Raw genomic sequence first — 17,381 nt, 5'->3', positions numbered from 1 at the left:
TTGTGCTTGAATCCTGTTAGCCGAATGCACAGTATCGTACTGAAACCGGTTTCTGTTTTCTGTTGCGGACCTCATCAACAGCGTTTTGCGCAGAGTCATCACGATAGGGGAAGGGTATGTCAGGATTTAAAGCAGATTTCATGTGGGGTGGTGCTGTCGCTGCTCATCAACTGGAAGGTGGCTGGCAGGAGGGCGGAAAAGGCGTCAGCGTTGCCGATGTCATGACCGCGGGAGCGCATGGTGTGGCGCGTGAAATTACCGACGGTGTGATTGCCGGTAAAAATTACCCTAACCATGAGGCCATCGATTTTTATCATCGCTATAAAGGCGACATAAAGCTGTTTGCCGAAATGGGGTTTAAATGTTTTCGCACCTCTATTGCCTGGACACGTATTTTCCCCTTAGGCGATGAAGAACAACCCAATGAGGCTGGCCTACAGTTCTATGATGACCTGTTTGACGAATGCCTGAAATATGGCATTGAGCCGGTGATTACGCTGTCGCATTTTGAGATGCCTTACCATCTGGTGACGGAGTACGGCGGCTGGCGCAACCGCAAGCTTATCGATTTCTTTGTCCGTTTTGCCAGGGTGGTATTCACTCGTTACCAGCACAAAGTGAAGTACTGGATGACGTTTAATGAGATTAACAACCAGGCAAATTATCACGAAGATTTCGCGCCCTTTACTAACTCAGGTCTGAAATACCAGCCTGGCGAAGACCGCGAGCCGGTCATGTACCAGGCGGCGCACTATGAGCTGGTGGCAAGCGCGCTGGCGGTAAAGGTCGCGCGTGAGATTAACCCGGAATTACAAATAGGGTGCATGATTGCCATGTGTCCAATCTATCCGCTGACCTGCGCGCCAGACGATATGATGATGGCGATGAATGCCATGCACCGGCGTTACTGGTTTACTGACGTCCATGTGCGCGGCAAATACCCGCGGCATCTTCTCAACTACTTTGCCCGTCGTGGCTTTGAACTGGATATCACCGAGGAAGACCGTCAGGCGCTGGCCAAGGGCTGCGTTGATTACATCGGCTTTAGCTATTATATGTCTTTCGCGACCCAGGCAACGGCGGACAACCCACAGCTGGATTACGACGAGTCGAAAAGCCTGGTTTCCAACCCGTACGTGCAGAAATCGGACTGGGGCTGGCAGATTGATCCGGTTGGCCTGCGTTATTCACTGAACTGGTTCTGGGATCATTATCAACTGCCACTATTTATTGTGGAGAATGGATTTGGCGCCATTGATGTGCGCGAGGACGATGGTACAGTTAACGACCAGTACCGTATTGACTACCTTGCCGCCCACATACGTGAGATGAAAAAAGCGGTGGTGGAAGATGGCGTGGATCTGATGGGATATACCCCGTGGGGCTGCATTGATTTAGTCTCTGCCGGGACAGGGGAGATGAAAAAACGCTACGGGTTTATCTATGTCGATAAAAATAATGACGGTAGCGGGACATTAACGCGCTCACCTAAAAAATCTTTTTCGTGGTATCAAAAAGTCATCCAGACCAATGCTGAATATCTTTAAAATTCATAGCATTGACAGCAAGCCCCGCCATCAGTGCGGGGCTTGTTTTATACTCATCATTCAGACGCAAATGACTTTGGTTGATCCATATCAAGCGTATGCAGTGTTGCGCCAGAGAGGAAAAGCGGTATAATCCGGCGATTTTTTTTGTGGTTGCCATTCGTCTGAGGAAAGGAGAAGAGTATGAAGATCGTGGAAGTCAAACACCCACTCGTCAAACACAAGCTGGGACTGATGCGTGAAAACGACATCAGCACTAAACGCTTTCGTGAACTCGCCTCGGAAGTTGGCAGTCTGCTGACTTATGAAGCAACCGCTGGTCTGGAAACCGAAAAGGTGACCATTGAAGGCTGGAACGGTCCAGTTGAAGTTGACCAAATCAAAGGCAAAAAAATCACCGTTGTGCCTATCCTGCGTGCGGGTCTGGGCATGATGGAAGGCGTTCTGGAAAACGTTCCGAGCGCGCGTATCAGCGTTGTTGGTATGTACCGTAACGAAGAGACGCTGGAGCCGGTTCCGTATTTCCAGAAGCTGGTTTCTAACATCGATGAGCGTATGGCGCTGATCGTTGACCCAATGCTGGCAACCGGCGGCTCTGTTATCGCCACTATCGATCTGCTGAAAAATGCAGGCTGCACCAGCATTAAAGTGCTGGTCCTGGTTGCGGCACCGGAAGGTATCGCGGCACTGGAAAAAGCGCACCCGGATGTGGAGCTGTACACCGCCTCCATCGATCAGGGACTGAACGAGCACGGATACATTATTCCGGGGCTCGGCGATGCCGGCGATAAGATTTTTGGTACTAAGTAAACGAATAAGTGAAAAGAAGCCGACTTTAAGAGTCGGCTTTTTTTTGAATAAAACAACCCAATGGCTAATAACAAACAACACTCAGAGGAAAACACTATGACGCGCCGTGCTATCGGGGTGAGTGAAAGACCGCCGCTTTTACAGACAATCCCGCTTAGTTTGCAGCACCTGTTCGCCATGTTTGGCGCAACGGTACTGGTGCCAGTCCTGTTCCACATCAACCCGGCTACCGTTCTGCTGTTTAACGGCATTGGTACGTTGCTGTATCTCTTTATTTGTAAGGGTAAAATTCCCGCATATCTGGGTTCCAGCTTTGCCTTTATTTCCCCGGTACTGCTGCTGCTGCCGTTAGGGTATGAAGTGGCGCTGGGCGGTTTCATTATGTGTGGCGTCCTGTTCTGCCTGGTTTCTTTTATTGTTAAGAAGGCAGGAACCGGCTGGCTGGATGTCATGTTCCCGCCTGCGGCGATGGGCGCAATCGTTGCCGTCATCGGTCTGGAGCTGGCTGGCGTTGCTGCGGGTATGGCGGGGTTACTGCCTGCTGAAGGGCAATTACCGGATTCAAAAACCATCATCATTTCTATGGTGACGCTGGCGGTAACGGTCTTTGGTTCAGTATTGTTCCGCGGTTTTATGGCGATTATCCCGATTCTGATCGGGGTGCTGGCCGGTTATGCGCTCTCCTTCGTGATGGGCGTTGTGGACACTACGCCGATTGCGCAGGCCCACTGGTTCGCGCTGCCGACGTTCTACACGCCGCGTTTTGAGTGGGTTGCCATTCTGACCATCCTGCCAGCGGCGCTGGTGGTCATCGCTGAACACGTCGGGCATCTGGTGGTGACGGCGAATATCGTGAAAAAAGATTTGATTCGCGATCCTGGCCTGCATCGTTCTATGTTTGCCAACGGTCTGTCTACGGTAATCTCTGGTTTCTTCGGCTCTACGCCGAACACCACGTACGGCGAAAACATCGGCGTAATGGCGATTACCCGCGTTTACAGTACCTGGGTTATCGGCGGTGCGGCAATTTTCGCCATTCTGCTCTCCTGCGTGGGTAAACTGGCGGCGGCGATCCAAATTATCCCACTGCCGGTGATGGGCGGCGTATCACTGCTGCTGTACGGTGTGATTGGTGCTTCTGGTATTCGCGTACTGATCGAGTCGAAGGTTGACTATAACAAGGCGCAGAACCTGATCCTGACCTCGGTTATTTTGATCATCGGCGTAAGTGGCGCGAAAGTTCACATCGGTGCCGCAGAGCTGAAAGGCATGGCGCTGGCGACCATCGTTGGTGTCTGTCTGAGCCTGATTTTCAAAGTTATCAGCCTGCTGCGTCCGGAAGAAGTTGTGCTTGACGCGAAAGATGCAGACAGTCCGCAACAGTAAATCTCTGACCGGGCGGCAGCGCTGCCCGGTTCTATCGCGACGTATTTCTGTGTTAAACTCAACGCGATTTTATGAAATCCTGGGTTGAGGTATCTCTGAACACACCGGCACAGCTCTCTTTGCCACTTTATCTTCCTGACGACGAAACTTTCGCAAGTTTCTGGCCGGGGGATAACTCCTCTTTACTGGCTGCACTGCAAAACGTGCTGCGTCAGGAACATAGCGGGTATATTTATCTCTGGTCGCGTGAAGGCGCTGGCCGTAGTCATTTGCTGCATGCAGCCTGTGCGGAACTCTCCGCGCGCGGCGATGCGGTAGGCTACGTGCCGCTCGATAAACGCACCTGGTTCGTCCCCGAGGTGCTCGACGGGATGGAGCATTTATCGCTGGTTTGCATTGATAACATCGAATGTGTGGCCGGTGATTCGCTGTGGGAAATGGCGATCTTTGATCTCTACAACCGTATCCTGGAGTCGGGGAAAACGCGCTTGCTGATCACCGGCGATCGTCCGCCAAGACAGCTGAATCTGGGGTTGCCGGATCTCGCCTCACGCCTGGACTGGGGGCAAATCTACAAGCTACAACCGCTTTCCGATGAAGATAAGCTGCAGGCGTTGCAATTACGCGCCAGACTTCGTGGATTTGAACTGCCGGAAGATGTGGGACGTTTTCTGCTGAAGCGTCTGGATCGTGAAATGCGAACGCTGTTTATGACGTTGGATCAGTTAGATCATGCGTCGATCACCGCCCAGCGTAAGCTGACCATTCCGTTCGTAAAAGAAATTCTGAAGCTGTAAGCGCCGCAGCCGAGAAGACTGCGGCAGGTTGCAGGTTAACCGACGATTTCCAGTACCTGCTCAGGCGGGCGTCCAATTCGAGCCTGACCTTTGGCAACCACAATCGGGCGCTCCATCAGTTTCGGGTTTTCCACCATTGCCTGAATCAGCGCATCTTCACTCAGATTTTTGTCCGCCAGGTTAAGCGATTTATAGAGATCCTCTTTCTGGCGCATCAGTTCACGCGCGCTGGACATACCGAGCATTTGCAGCAGTTCGCGCAGGGTCGCTGCGTCAGCCGGCGTTTCCAGATACAACACCACTTCCGGGTCCACGCCGTTGGACTTCAGTAATTCCAGCGTTTCACGGCTCTTGGAGCAGCGTGGGTTATGGTAGATTTTAATCGCGTCTGACATGACTTCTCCTTGCATAACAATACTGCCGGATGGCGGCCAAAAGACCTTATCCGGCCTACATTTTGCGTCTGACGTAGGCCGATAAGACGCTACAGCGTCGCCATCCGGCAAGGGTTCGATAATTACATTTTCGTGTACGGTTTAAAGCGTTCTTGCAGCTGGCGTAGCTGGTCAATACGGGCATCGTATCTGGCCTGCTGCTGGCTACCCAGTTTCACCTGAGAGCTTGCGCTGCTGAGCATCGAAATAGCCTGATCCAGACGTCCCGCGAGGGCATACCCCTCCGCGCGCGCCGCCAGCTCCTGATCGCGGTTGCTCAGGTTGGCTTCCGTTTGCGCTAACAGATCCCAGCCGTTAGGGTCATCTTTATGGTTAAACGTATAGCGATTCAGGATGGTCGCCGCCTCTTTGGCTTGTCCACCCTGTAAATAGGCATTCGCCAGGTTGAGCTGCAGAACCGGGTTAGTGCGCAGGTCGCGGGCGTTTTTCAGGCGGTTAATGGCATCACTGGTTTTCTTCTGGCCGAGATCGATATCCGTTGCCAGGTCGAGATACCAGGCATTGTTAGGATCTGCCGCCAGCAGCGGTTGCAGCGCTTTACGCGCCTCGTCGTATTTACTGGCTTCCATCGCCTGCAATGCCCGGCCATACTGGGCCGCACGTTGCTCACGTACGTTGCCTTTCGACCAGCTACTCAGCAGGTCATCGGTCAACTGGTTACGACCAGAGTTGTACATGCCTAAGGTTCGTGCCTTAGCCAGATAAAAATCTTCTGACGACTGGACGACCACCGGGCGCATCTGGTTGGCGCGGTTACGGGCATCAGACAGACGGCTTTCCGGCAGGGGGTGAGTCAGCAAAATTTCCGGCGGACGCGAAGAGTAACGAGCCTGGTCGAGCAGTTTTTCCAGGAACGTTGGCATGGCCTGGGGATCGAATCCCGAGCGTTGCAGTACCTGAATACCAATGCGATCTGCTTCCTGTTCGTTTTGCTGCGTAAAGCTGATCATTCCCTGACGTGTACCCGCCAGCGTACCGGTCAGCGCCGCCATACCCGCCTGCGGGCTGGCCATTGCTAATAAAATTGAACCTAATGCGCCAACCCACGTTAGCGGTGCGCTACGTTTCTGGTCTTCCATGGCACGCGCCAGGTGGCGTTGCGTGACGTGGGAAATTTCGTGCGCCATAACCGATGCCAGCTGGCTTTCGTTGTCGGAATAGCGGAATAGTGCGGAGTGCAGGACAACGTTGCCGCCAAAGAAAGCAAAGGCGTTGATTTCATCGTTGTTAATCAAAAAGAAGGTGAAGGGCGTTTTTACCGAGTCGGCGTGCGAGACCAGACGCATCCCCAGCGCATTAATGTATTGGGTGAGCAATGGATCGTTAATTAATGGCGCACTGCCGCGCAGTTGGCGTACGTAATAATCGCCCATCTGCATTTCCTGTCCTATGGAAAGCGTACTGCCTGCCGACGTTCCCATATCAGGCAGGGTGTCCGCAGTATCAGCAAATGCGGGCGCAACCTGACCGATAGTCAGTGCGGCAATGAGGGTAGCAACCAGGTTTTTTTTCAACTGCCTGAACATAACCTCTGTCCTGTATTCTTTTTTGAGATAGCCATTTGACCGATGCTGTGAAGTATCGTTCACACTCCGCAAGCTTACGGAGTGTAACTGCGAAACCTGACGATGAACACCCAGGAAAAATGTCTTTTCACTTTGCGTAATCAGCCATAAAAAGCGAAGTCTTTTTTGTGACATTTCGATACAATTCGGGATCGCAATCCCGCTATTGGGTTCATGGAAGGGTTTTATGCTCGAAATGTTGATGCAATGGTATCGTCGCCGCTTTAGCGACCCCGAAGCCATCGCCCTGCTGATTATTCTTGTTGCCGGTTTTGGCATCCTGTTTTTCTTTAGCGGTCTTTTGGCGCCGCTGCTGGTCGCCATTGTGCTGGCGTACCTGCTTGAATGGCCGACAGTGCGGCTGGAACATATTGGGTGTTCACGGCGTTGGGCGACATCGATTGTGCTGGTGGTGTTTGTCGGTATTTTACTGCTGATGGCTTTTGTGGTGATGCCCGTTGCGTGGCAGCAGGGAATTTACCTGATCCGCGACATGCCAGGCATGCTCAATAAATTGTCTGATTTTGCCGCCACCTTGCCACGACGTTACCCGGCGCTGATGGATGCGGGCATCATTGATGCGATGGCGGAAAATATGCGCTCGCGAATGCTCACCATGGGCGATTCGGTGGTGAAATATTCGCTGGCCTCACTGGTCGGTTTGCTGACGCTGGCGGTTTACCTGGTTCTCGTCCCATTGATGGTGTTCTTTCTGATCAAAGATAAAGGACAGATGCTGAACGCCGTGCGCCGGGTGCTGCCGCGTAACCGCGGGCTGGCGGGGCAGGTATGGAAAGAGATGAATCAGCAAATCACCAACTATATCCGCGGGAAGGTGCTGGAAATGGTGGTGGTCGGCGTAGCAACCTGGCTCGGCTTCCTGCTGTTTGGTCTCAACTATTCGCTGCTGCTGGCGGTGTTGGTCGGGTTCTCGGTGCTGATCCCGTATATCGGCGCTTTTGTGGTGACGATTCCGGTGGTTGGCGTGGCGCTGTTCCAGTTCGGGCTTGGCACCGAGTTCTGGAGTTGTTTTGCTGTGTACCTGATAATCCAGGCACTGGACGGCAATTTGCTGGTTCCCGTGCTGTTCTCCGAGGCGGTCAATCTGCATCCACTGGTGATTATTCTCTCCGTGGTGATTTTCGGCGGTTTGTGGGGATTCTGGGGCGTATTCTTTGCGATTCCTCTGGCGACGTTAATCAAAGCGGTAATGCATGCCTGGCCGGATGGTCAGGTTGTTGACGAACCCTAATCTGCAAGATCCGGCGATATCATGTCGCCGGATCTGAACTTGTCTGACCTCTATCCACTCTTTCTGAATAATCTCTTCTGCTGTCGTTTTTCTCCGCGTTTGTCTTTAACTTGACCATCGTGATGTCTTTTAGTCACACAAGGATTAAGGCCAACAGGAGAACAAAATGGGTCACAGCACACACACGCAGCAAAAGGTGGGATGGGGCGGTTATCTCGCTTTTTTTATTACGATTATTCTTTTTTCCGGCATGTTTGCGAAAAGTACCGAATGGTGGCGGGTCTTTGACTTCACCGTCCTCAACGGTGCGTTTGGGCAGATTAATGCTGCGGGCGACACGGCGGTCTCTTTTCGTGGCACTGGGGGGATGGGGGCAAAAGACGGCTTCTTATTCGCGCTTGAACTGGCGCCTTCCGTCATTCTTTCGCTCGGGATTATTTCCGTCACCGAAGGGTTGGGTGGGTTGCGCGCGGCACAACAGCTGATGACGCCGGTCCTGCGTCCGTTACTGGGCATTCCGGGTATTTGTTCGCTGGCGTTGATTGCGAATTTGCAAAATACCGATGCCGCGGCCGGGATGACCAAAGAAATGGCGGAAGAGGGCATTATCACAGAGCAGGAACGCGCTATTTTTGCCTGCTGGCAAACCAGCGGTAGCGCGTGCATTACCAACTATTTTTCTTCTGGCGCAGCGCTGTTTACGATGGTGACCGTTCCGGTGATTACGCCGCTGGCGGTGATCCTTGTCTTCAAATTTGTGGGCGCGAACCTGTTGCGTGTGTGGATCGCGCAGCTGGAAAATCGCCGTATGCAGCAGGAGGCGTGAGATGACAACACAGGTACGTAAAAACGTCATGGATATGTTTATCGATGGCGCACGGCGCGGGTTTACCATTGCAACAACCAGTCTTTTGCCTAACGTGGTGATGGCGTTTGTGATTATTCAGGCGCTGAAGGTGACAGGGCTGCTCGAGGTTGTCGGGCGGGTATGCGAGCCGGTAATGGCGCTGTGGGGGCTACCGGGGGAATCTGCCACTGTGCTGCTGGCAGCAGTGATGAGTATGGGAGGCGGCGTCGGCGTGTGCGCCAGCCTGGTTGTCGCCGGAACGCTTTCGGGACATGATGCCACGGTGTTGTTACCGGCTATCTACCTGATGGGAAATCCGGTGCAAAATGTGGGCCGTTGTCTGGGGACCGCGGGGGTTCATCCTCGTTATTATCCGCTAATTATTGCGGTATGCGTCATTAATGCGCTGCTCTCTATTTGGGTTATGCAGGTTATTGCCTGACAAGGAAGGTTATGAACTGTTCAATTCTTGATTTGACGTTGTTCCAGCAGGGACACGTGTATGCGCCGGAAGATTTAGGGCGACAGGATATACTGGTCTCCGGCAGCAAAATTGTTGCCATCGCCCCGTCAATTTCTCCTGAAGACTTTCCCGGTTGCGAGTGTATCAATCTTGACGGCGCGATTGTATGCCCAGGATTTATCGATCAACACGTCCATCTTATTGGCGGCGGTGGGGAAGCGGGGCCGCATACCCGCACGCCGGAAGTGCGCTTGTCACGGCTGGTTGAAGCTGGTGTCACGTCGGTGGTGGGTTTGCTGGGTACCGATGGCATTACCCGTCACCCTGAATCGCTGCTGGCAAAAACCCGCGCGCTGGAGTTTGAAGGTATCAGCGCCTGGATGCTGACCGGGGCGTATTCTCTGCCTTCCCCGACTATTACCGGCAGTATCGATCGCGATGTGGCGCTGATTGATAAAGTTATTGGTGTGAAATGTGCGGTTTCGGACCATCGTTCTTCAGCCCCGGATACCTCGGCGCTGGCAAATATGGCGGCGCAGTCGCGTGTCGGCGGATTGTTAGGGCGCAAACCGGGGATCAGCGTTTTCCATATGGGCGACAGCCCGCGCATGCTGGAACCGTTGTACCAGATCCTTGACTGTTGCGATGTGCCGATTACTAAACTGTTGCCGACACACGTTAACCGTGCGGAACCGTTGTTCCAGGCGGCGCTGGAGTATGCCCGTAAAGGCGGTTATATCGACATTACCAGCAGCATTGATGAGCCCGTCGACCCGGCCACGGCTATCGCCACGGCGCTGCGCCAGAACGTGCCGCTGTCGCGCATTACCCTTAGTTCGGATGGCAACGGCAGCCAGCCGGAATTTGATGAGCTTGGCAATCTCACCGGCATCGGTGTCGCGGGGTTTGAATCACTGGCTGAGACGGTGCGCCAGTTGGTGAAGGTTCATGCCATACCGCTGGAACAGGCGCTGTGTCCGCTGACGCGTACGGTCGCAGAATTTTTGGCACTGGAGCATAAAGGGCGTCTGGCGGTGGGATGCGATGCGGACATTCTGGTGCTCAACGACGCGCTGGAAGTTCATCACCTGTGGGCGAAGGGAAAAGCCGTAGTCAGGGAGCAGAAAGCGTGTGTGAAAGGGACGTTTGAGTAACCGGGCGGTCATCTGCCGGATGTCGACGCTAACGCGTCTTATCCGGCCTACGTGCGTACATTTGTAGGCCGGATAAGGCGTTCACGCCGCCATCCGGCATTTCACGGTCAGGCGTTCTCTTTCAGCCAATTCATTACCACGTCGTGGTGGTTGCTGGTTTTGAAGTCATCAAACACATGCTCAATTTTCCCTTCGGCATCAATCAGGAAGCTGATGCGGTGGATGCCATCGTAGGTTTTGCCCATAAATGACTTCTCACCCCAGACGCCGAACTGCTCGCAAACCTGATGATCTTCATCGGACAGGAGCGTGAAATTCAGGACTTCTTTCTCCGCGAATCGGGAAAGCTTCTCTGGTTTGTCAGTGCTGATCCCCAGCACTTCAACACCCGCTTTTTTTAACTCATCCATGTTATCGCGCAGGCCGCAGGCCTGTACGGTACAGCCGGGTGTCATGGCTTTCGGGTAAAAATAAACCAGAACACGCTGTCCCTGGAAGTCGGTTAAATTTACTTGTTCTCCGTCTTGATCCGGCAAGCTAAATTTCGGTGCGATATCACCGGCTTTCAGTGGGTTCATTACTTAACTCCATCCTGTTCATCATGCTGTGAGTAATTGACGACGTTAATACTGCCTTGCGCATTGAGTTCTGTACAGAGTGCTTTAAACGCATCTTCAATATTTGCCGAATCATGTGACGCAGGACTATGTGCGGTAATTTGAATAAACAACTGCGCCGCCTTTCCATTCTCAGCCGGTTGCGTGCGTGAAACCAGTTCCGCAATATTCATTTGGTGGCTGTCAAACAGAGCGGTGAAGCGTTCAATCAAATGGGGAGAATCAGGGACATCGACCTGTACCCATACCGTAGCAGGCATTGCCGGACGGGGGCGCGCGGTCGTGCGCTTCATCACAATGAGTAAATCCAGCTCTGCGCCTTTTAAGGGCAGGGTTGATTCAATCAGGGTGATGGCATTCCAGGTTCCCGACAGCAACATGATAAACGTGAACTCATCACCCAGCATGGCCAGTCGGCTGTCTTCGATATTACAGCCGCAACTGCTGACATGACGCGTGATGGTGTTCACAATTCCTGGGCGATCGGCACCCAGCGCAGTAATGACCAGATAGTGTTGCGATGACGATGTCAAACCTGTTCTTCCTTTGAGCGGTGAGGTAATCATAAGGAAAGCATAAAAAAAACATGCATACAACAATCAGAACGGCTCTGGTCGCTTGCTTTTATTGTCGTACCAAACGTACCATTGAGACACTTGTTTGCACAGAGGATGGCCCATGTTCACGGGAAGTATTGTCGCGCTTGTTACGCCGATGGATGAGAAAGGTAAAGTCTGCCGGTCGAGCCTGAAAAAACTGATTGATTATCATGTCGCCAGCGGCACCTCGGCGATCGTTTCTGTTGGCACCACCGGTGAGTCCGCCACCCTGAGTCATGATGAACATGGCGATGTGGTGATGATGACGCTGGAACTGGCTGACGGGCGTATTCCGGTGATTGCCGGAACCGGCGCCAATGCGACCGCGGAAGCCATTAGTCTGACGCAGCGTTTCAACGACAGCGGTGTTGTCGGCTGCCTGACGGTGACGCCTTACTACAACCGCCCAACCCAGGAAGGTTTGTTCCAGCATTTCAAAGCCATCGCTGAGCATACTGACCTGCCGCAAATTCTGTATAATGTGCCGTCCCGTACTGGCTGCGATATGCTGCCGGAAACCGTTGGTCGTCTGGCGAAAGTTAAAAATATTATCGCTATTAAAGAGGCCACGGGGAACTTAAGTCGCGTTCACCAGATCAAAGAGCTGGTTTCGGACGACTTTATTCTGCTCAGCGGTGATGACGCGACCGGACTGGATTTTATGCAGCTCGGTGGTCATGGCGTGATTTCCGTAACGTCTAACGTTGCGGCACGTGATATGGCTGAAATGTGCAAACTGGCGGCAGCCGGGCAATTTGCCGAGGCGCGGGTGATTAACCAGCGTCTGATGCCGTTACACAACAAACTATTTGTCGAACCCAATCCTATCCCCGTGAAATGGGCGTGTAAGGAGTTGGGACTTGTGGCGACCGATACGCTACGTCTGCCGATGACGCCAATCACGGACAATGCTCGTGAAATCGTCAAAGCGGCGCTTAAGCATGCCGGTTTGCTGTAAAGTTTAGGGAGATTTGATGGCTTACTCAGTACAAAAGTCGCGCCTGGCCAAGGTTGCGGGTGTTTCGCTTGTTATGTTGCTCGCGGCCTGTAGCTCTGACTCGCGCTATAAGCGCCAGGTGAGCGGTGATGAATCCTATCTGGAGGCCGCACCGCTTGCTGAGCTTCATGCTCCAGCTGGGATGATTTTGCCGGTTATGTCGGGCGACTATAATATCCCGGTAACCAACGGCAGTGGTGCCGTGGGTAAAGCGCTGGATATTCGTCCACCGGCTCAGCCGTTAGCATTAGTCACCGGTGCTCGCACACAGATCGCGGGTGATACGTCGACATTACTGGTGGAAAACGGTCGTGGCAACACACTGTGGCCGCAGGTCGTTAGCGTCATTCAGTCTAAAAACTACACGATCACCAAACGTGATGATGCCAGCCAGACGTTGACCACCGACTGGGTTGACTGGAACCGTCTGGATGAAGACGAGCAGTACCGTGGACGTTATCAAATCTCGGTTAAACCGCAGGGCTATCAGCAAGCGGTAACGGTGAAACTGGTTAACCTCGAGCAGGCGGGTAAACCCGTAGCCGATGCGGCATCAATGCAGCGTTACAGCGCTGAGATGATGAACGTTATCTCTGCTGGTCTGGATAAGAACGCCACCGACGCCGCGAATGCCGCGCAGAACCGCTCTGCAGCCACCATGGATGTTCAGAGCGCCGCCGATGACACCGGTTTACCAATGCTGGTGGTACGTGGACCGTTCAACGTGGTGTGGCAGCGTCTGCCGGCAGCGCTTGAGAAAGTGGGGATGAAGGTAACCGACAGCACCCGTTCTCAGGGCAGCATCGCGGTGACCTACAAACCACTGTCCGATAGCAACTGGCAGGAGTTGGGCGCAAGCGATCCGGGTCTGGTATCCGGCGACTATAAACTGCAGGTCGGTGATTTAGACAACCGCAGCAGCTTGCAGTTTATCGATCCGAAGGGGCATACCCTGACGCAAAGCCAGAACGACGCGCTGGTCGCCGTCTTCCAGGCAGCGTTCAGTAAGTAAAAATAAAGGGCTGGATAACTCCAGCCCTTTTTTTCTGATATGATACGCAAACGTGTGCGTCGGCAGAAAAACGCAATATTTATCGTTAATTCACACCCAGGAGTAATAAAGATGCAAAAGCAAGCTGAGTTGTATCGTGGTAAAGCGAAGACCGTATACAGCACGGAAAACCCGGACCTGTTGGTGCTCGAATTCCGCAATGATACGTCAGCAGGGGATGGCGCGCGCATTGAACAGTTTGACCGTAAAGGCATGGTGAACAACAAATTCAACCATTTCATTATGACTAAACTGCAAGAAGCGGGTATTCCTACCCAGATGGAGCGACTGCTTTCTGATACCGAATGTCTGGTGAAAAAACTGGAGATGGTACCGGTTGAATGTGTGGTACGTAACCGCGCGGCAGGCTCTCTGGTTAAGCGTTTAGGCGTTGAGGAAGGTATTGAACTGAATCCGCCGCTGTTTGATCTGTTCCTGAAAAACGATGCTATGCACGATCCAATGATTAACGATTCCTATTGCGAAACTTTTGGTTGGGTGAGCAAAGAGAATCTGGCACGTATGAAAGAGCTGACCTACAAAGCTAACGACGTGCTGAAAAAGATGTTTGATGATGCTGGTCTGATTCTGGTCGACTTCAAACTTGAGTTTGGTTTGTATAAAGGTGAAGTGGTTCTGGGTGATGAATTCTCACCGGACGGTAGCCGCCTGTGGGACAAAGAAACGCTGGATAAAATGGACAAAGATCGCTTCCGCCAGAGTCTGGGCGGCCTGATCGAAGCCTATGAAGCCGTCGCGCATCGCCTGGGTGTGAAGTTAGACTAATCTTCCCCTGAGCCGGCGATCGCTCTCCGGCTCATTAACCCCACCTGATTTGATTACTATTTCTTATGGTAATCCTGTTCCGAACCGCCTACGATCATCATCATAATGAATAAAAAGTTGAGGTGATTATGCGCTGGCAAGGGCGTCGTGAAAGTGACAACGTGGAAGACAGACGAAACAGCTCTGGCGGCCCCTCTATGGGTGGGCCTGGTTTTCGTCTGCCCAGTGGTAAAGGCGGCATCATCCTGCTGATTGTGGTGCTGGTGGCGGGTTACTATGGCGTGGATCTCACCGGGCTAATGACTGGCCAGCCGGTCTCCCAACAGCAATCATCACGCTCCATCAGCCCAAACGATGATGAAGCGGCAAAATTTACCTCGGTGATTCTGGCTACAACAGAAGATACCTGGGGACAGCAGTTTGAAAAAATGGGCCGCACCTACCAACAGCCGAAGCTGGTGATGTACCGGGGCGCGACGCGTACCGGCTGCGGTGCGGGTCAGTCCGTGATGGGGCCGTTTTATTGCCCGGCAGATGGTACGGTTTACATCGACCTTTCATTCTATGACGACATGAAAAACAAGCTGGGTGCTGATGGTGATTTTGCTCAGGGCTATGTTATCGCCCATGAAGTGGGTCATCACGTGCAGAAACTGCTGGGCATTGAACCTAAAGTTCGTCAGATGCAGCAGAATGCCTCACAGGCAGAAGTGAACCGTCTTTCCGTTCGAATGGAACTGCAGGCAGACTGCTTTGCCGGTGTCTGGGGCCACAGCATGCAGCAGCAGGGCGTACTGGAGTCTGGTGACCTGGAAGAGGCACTGAACGCCGCACAGGCCATTGGTGACGATCGTCTGCAACAGCAGGGACAAGGACGCGTAGTACCGGACAGCTTTACTCACGGAACCTCTGAACAGCGTTTTACCTGGTTCAAACGCGGTTTTGACAGCGGCGATCCGGGGCAATGTAATACTTTTGGTAAAGGTATTTAAGACTCTGTGGCAGGGATGTCCGATAACACGGCGCTGAGCGCGTTAACCGAACAAATGACCCACGAAGGGATCCGTCGTCTGCTGATTATCAGCGGCGAGGATAACTGGTGTCAGGAACAGGCATTAGCGCTACGTAGCACGTTACCCGGCGACTGGCTGTGGGTAGGGGAGCAAGCCCCTACCGAGCCGTGCTGTACGCCGCAGGCGCTAAAAACATTATTAGGGCGCGAGTTTCGTCATGCGATTTTTGACGCCAGGCAAGGTTTTGACGCTGCGGCGTTTGCCGCCTTAAGCGGCACACTGCTTGCTGGCAGTTGGCTGGTATTGCTGACCCCACCCTGGCATTTCTGGCACACACATCCGGACGCGGATTCACTACGCTGGAGCGATTGTGCTGAACCGATCCCTACACCGCACTTTATTGAGCACGTCAAACGGGTGATTTCCCGCGATAGACAGGCTCTGCACTGGCAACAGCATCAGCCGGTTGCCTGTCCGCATTTTCCTGCTCGCGCAGTCTGGCATGCGGCAACCGGCGAACCCCAGCCAGAACAGGCGATGATATTAAATCATTTGCTGGCTATGCCTCCCGGTGTGGTTGCGGTGACGGCCGCACGGGGTCGGGGCAAGTCCGCTCTGGCAGGGCAACTCATAGCGCGGATTAACGGCACTGCGATTGTGACAGCGCCTGCCAAAGCGGCAACCGATGTGCTGGCGCAATTTGCCGGAGAGCGTTACCGTTTTATGGCCCCGGATGCGCTGTTAAGCAGTTCTGCAATCGCAGACTGGCTAATTGTGGATGAAGCCGCCGCGATCCCCGCGCCGCTGCTGCACCAACTGGTGGCGCGTTTTCCTCGTACGCTGTTAACCACTACAGTACAAGGCTACGAGGGAACGGGGAGAGGCTTCTTGCTGAAATTCTGTGCCCGCTTCCCCAATCTTCAACGCTATGAGTTGCAGCAACCGGTACGCTGGGCGCAGGGATGTCCGCTGGAGCAAATCGTCAGCGATGCGCTGGTGTTTGATGATGAAACGTTCACGCATGCCCCATTGGGGGAGCTTCACTTCTCGGCATTTGAGCAACAGTCCTGGCATGCTAATCCGGCGCTGCCGTTAGCGGTATACCAGCTACTTTCCGGAGCGCATTATCGCACCTCGCCATTGGACCTGCGGCGGATGATGGACGCGCCTGGTCAGCATTTTCTTCAGGCATCAACCGCTGACTCCGTAGCGGGAGCCGTCTGGTTGGTCGATGAAGGAGGACTATCCGCGGAATTAAGCCAGGCCGTCTGGGCCGGATATCGTCGACCGAGAGGGAATCTGGTTGCGCAGTCGCTGGCGGCGCACGGTGGTGACCCGTTGGCGGCGACGCTCGTCGGGAGACGGGTCAGTCGAATTGCGGTTCATCCTGCGCGCCAAAGAGAAGGTATTGGGCAACAGCTGATTATGCTGGCCCACCGCTATTCCACATCGTGTGACTATCTGTCGGTCAGTTTTGGGTATACGGCTGAACTATGGCGTTTCTGGCAACGTTGCGGTTTTGTGCTGGTGCGAATGGGAAATCATCGGGAAGCCAGCAGCGGCTGTTATACCGCCATGGCGTTACTTCCCATTAGCGAAGCGGGGAAACGCCTTGCCGAGCGGGAGCACCAGCATTTGCGCCGTGATGCGGAAATCCTTGCGCGATGGAACGGTGAGAGCATTCCGCTGGTCCCGCTGAAAGAGACTACGCTTAATGAGGATGACTGGGCTGAGCTGGCCGGGTTTGCCTTCGCGCATCGGCCATTATTGACGTCGCTAGGCTGTCTGAGTCGTCTGCTTGAGCACAGTGAGTTACCTCTTCCGGCCTTGCGCGGACGCATCCAGGCAAAACGTAGCGACGCCGAATTGTGCCAACAGCTCAAGATTTCTGGTCGTAAAGCGTTGCTGGTCATTCAGCGCGCCGAAGCGGCGCAGGCATTAAATCAGTTAGATGCAGAGCGTGAACAGCGGCTACATAATCGCATTATGCAATGGCAATTTTTTCACTAACTTCTTCAATTTCCTGGCATGGTCATTGCGGT

The 17,381-nt window shown here is 53.5% G+C and carries 17 protein-coding genes; 13 read left to right on the top strand and 4 right to left on the bottom strand.

The window, feature by feature from the left end; genetic code table 11:
• The first annotated feature begins 116 nt into the window (after window positions 1–116).
• The 4 genes from OGY09_RS13375 to OGY09_RS13360 all read left to right on the top strand — a co-directional run bounded on the left by OGY09_RS13375 (window position 117) and on the right by OGY09_RS13360 (window position 4,540).
• Window positions 117–1,547, top strand: a complete 1,431-nt coding sequence (locus OGY09_RS13375; protein ID WP_060683454.1) for a 6-phospho-beta-glucosidase — start codon at window positions 117–119, stop codon at window positions 1,545–1,547.
• Window positions 1,548–1,730: 183 nt separating this feature from the next.
• Window positions 1,731–2,357: a uracil phosphoribosyltransferase gene (upp, locus tag OGY09_RS13370; RefSeq protein ID WP_003835110.1), complete on the top strand. Its 627-nt coding sequence runs from the start codon at window positions 1,731–1,733 to the stop codon at window positions 2,355–2,357.
• A gap of 96 nt (window positions 2,358–2,453) precedes the next feature.
• Window positions 2,454–3,743: a uracil permease gene (gene uraA, locus OGY09_RS13365; RefSeq protein ID WP_003835107.1), complete on the top strand. Its 1,290-nt coding sequence runs from the start codon at window positions 2,454–2,456 to the stop codon at window positions 3,741–3,743.
• Between the two features lie 95 nt (window positions 3,744–3,838).
• On the top strand, window positions 3,839–4,540 hold the full coding sequence (locus OGY09_RS13360) for a DnaA inactivator Hda (protein WP_211924219.1): 702 nt from the start codon (window positions 3,839–3,841) through the stop codon (window positions 4,538–4,540).
• A gap of 35 nt (window positions 4,541–4,575) precedes the next feature.
• Here the strand turns inward: OGY09_RS13360 and arsC are convergent, their stop codons facing one another.
• Both arsC and bepA read right to left on the bottom strand, forming a co-directional pair.
• The gene (arsC, locus tag OGY09_RS13355) at window positions 4,576–4,935 is read right to left on the bottom strand and encodes an arsenate reductase (glutaredoxin) (RefSeq protein WP_003037937.1); all 360 of its coding nucleotides are present in this window, start codon (window positions 4,933–4,935) and stop codon (window positions 4,576–4,578) included.
• A gap of 122 nt (window positions 4,936–5,057) precedes the next feature.
• Complete coding sequence (gene bepA, locus OGY09_RS13350) at window positions 5,058–6,521, bottom strand: beta-barrel assembly-enhancing protease (RefSeq protein ID WP_008785438.1); 1,464 nt, start codon at window positions 6,519–6,521, stop codon at window positions 5,058–5,060.
• 226 nt (window positions 6,522–6,747) lie between these two features.
• On the opposite strand from bepA, the gene OGY09_RS13345 reads away from it, so the two are divergent.
• From OGY09_RS13345 to iadA, 4 genes are all read left to right on the top strand, one after another.
• Complete coding sequence (locus OGY09_RS13345) at window positions 6,748–7,812, top strand: AI-2E family transporter (protein WP_003037941.1); 1,065 nt, start codon at window positions 6,748–6,750, stop codon at window positions 7,810–7,812.
• 166 nt (window positions 7,813–7,978) lie between these two features.
• Complete coding sequence (locus tag OGY09_RS13340; protein ID WP_032944189.1) at window positions 7,979–8,638, top strand: nucleoside recognition domain-containing protein; 660 nt, start codon at window positions 7,979–7,981, stop codon at window positions 8,636–8,638.
• A gap of 1 nt (window position 8,639) precedes the next feature.
• Window positions 8,640–9,101, top strand: coding sequence for a YjiG family protein (locus OGY09_RS13335; RefSeq protein ID WP_003835099.1), 462 nt, complete (start codon window positions 8,640–8,642; stop codon window positions 9,099–9,101).
• Window positions 9,102–9,112: 11 nt separating this feature from the next.
• On the top strand, window positions 9,113–10,276 hold the full coding sequence (gene iadA, locus OGY09_RS13330; protein ID WP_008785436.1) for a beta-aspartyl-peptidase: 1,164 nt from the start codon (window positions 9,113–9,115) through the stop codon (window positions 10,274–10,276).
• Between the two features lie 107 nt (window positions 10,277–10,383).
• Here the strand turns inward: iadA and bcp are convergent, their stop codons facing one another.
• Both bcp and OGY09_RS13320 read right to left on the bottom strand, forming a co-directional pair.
• Complete coding sequence (bcp, locus tag OGY09_RS13325; RefSeq protein WP_003835095.1) at window positions 10,384–10,854, bottom strand: thioredoxin-dependent thiol peroxidase; 471 nt, start codon at window positions 10,852–10,854, stop codon at window positions 10,384–10,386.
• Window positions 10,854–11,426, bottom strand: a complete 573-nt coding sequence (locus OGY09_RS13320; protein WP_003037954.1) for a glycine cleavage system transcriptional repressor — start codon at window positions 11,424–11,426, stop codon at window positions 10,854–10,856. The genes bcp and OGY09_RS13320 overlap by 1 nt, the downstream gene beginning before the upstream one ends.
• 145 nt (window positions 11,427–11,571) lie before the next feature.
• Between OGY09_RS13320 and dapA the strand changes: the two genes are divergently transcribed.
• From dapA to OGY09_RS13295, 5 genes are all read left to right on the top strand, one after another.
• A complete protein-coding gene (gene dapA / locus OGY09_RS13315; RefSeq protein ID WP_003037957.1) occupies window positions 11,572–12,450 on the top strand; it encodes a 4-hydroxy-tetrahydrodipicolinate synthase in 879 nt (292 codons plus the stop codon).
• A 16-nt stretch (window positions 12,451–12,466) separates the two neighbouring features.
• Window positions 12,467–13,501 carry an outer membrane protein assembly factor BamC gene (gene bamC, locus OGY09_RS13310; RefSeq protein WP_003835088.1) on the top strand — a complete coding sequence of 345 codons (1,035 nt, stop codon included), beginning with the start codon at window positions 12,467–12,469 and terminating at the stop codon, window positions 13,499–13,501.
• Between the two features lie 111 nt (window positions 13,502–13,612).
• On the top strand, window positions 13,613–14,326 hold the full coding sequence (gene purC / locus OGY09_RS13305) for a phosphoribosylaminoimidazolesuccinocarboxamide synthase (RefSeq protein WP_003835086.1): 714 nt from the start codon (window positions 13,613–13,615) through the stop codon (window positions 14,324–14,326).
• A 128-nt stretch (window positions 14,327–14,454) separates the two neighbouring features.
• Window positions 14,455–15,318 carry a KPN_02809 family neutral zinc metallopeptidase gene (gene ypfJ, locus OGY09_RS13300; RefSeq protein WP_032944186.1) on the top strand — a complete coding sequence of 288 codons (864 nt, stop codon included), beginning with the start codon at window positions 14,455–14,457 and terminating at the stop codon, window positions 15,316–15,318.
• Between the two features lie 15 nt (window positions 15,319–15,333).
• Window positions 15,334–17,349 (top strand): tRNA(Met) cytidine acetyltransferase TmcA, encoded by a 2,016-nt coding sequence (locus tag OGY09_RS13295; protein ID WP_286590475.1) that lies wholly within the window; start codon window positions 15,334–15,336, stop codon window positions 17,347–17,349.
• Window positions 17,350–17,381: the final 32 nt, after the last annotated feature.

Source organism: Citrobacter sp. Cpo071 (assembly GCF_030332765.1).
Classification (GTDB): Bacteria; Pseudomonadota; Gammaproteobacteria; order Enterobacterales; family Enterobacteriaceae; genus Citrobacter; species Citrobacter portucalensis.
This window is presented reverse-complemented; position numbering and strand designations above follow the sequence as displayed.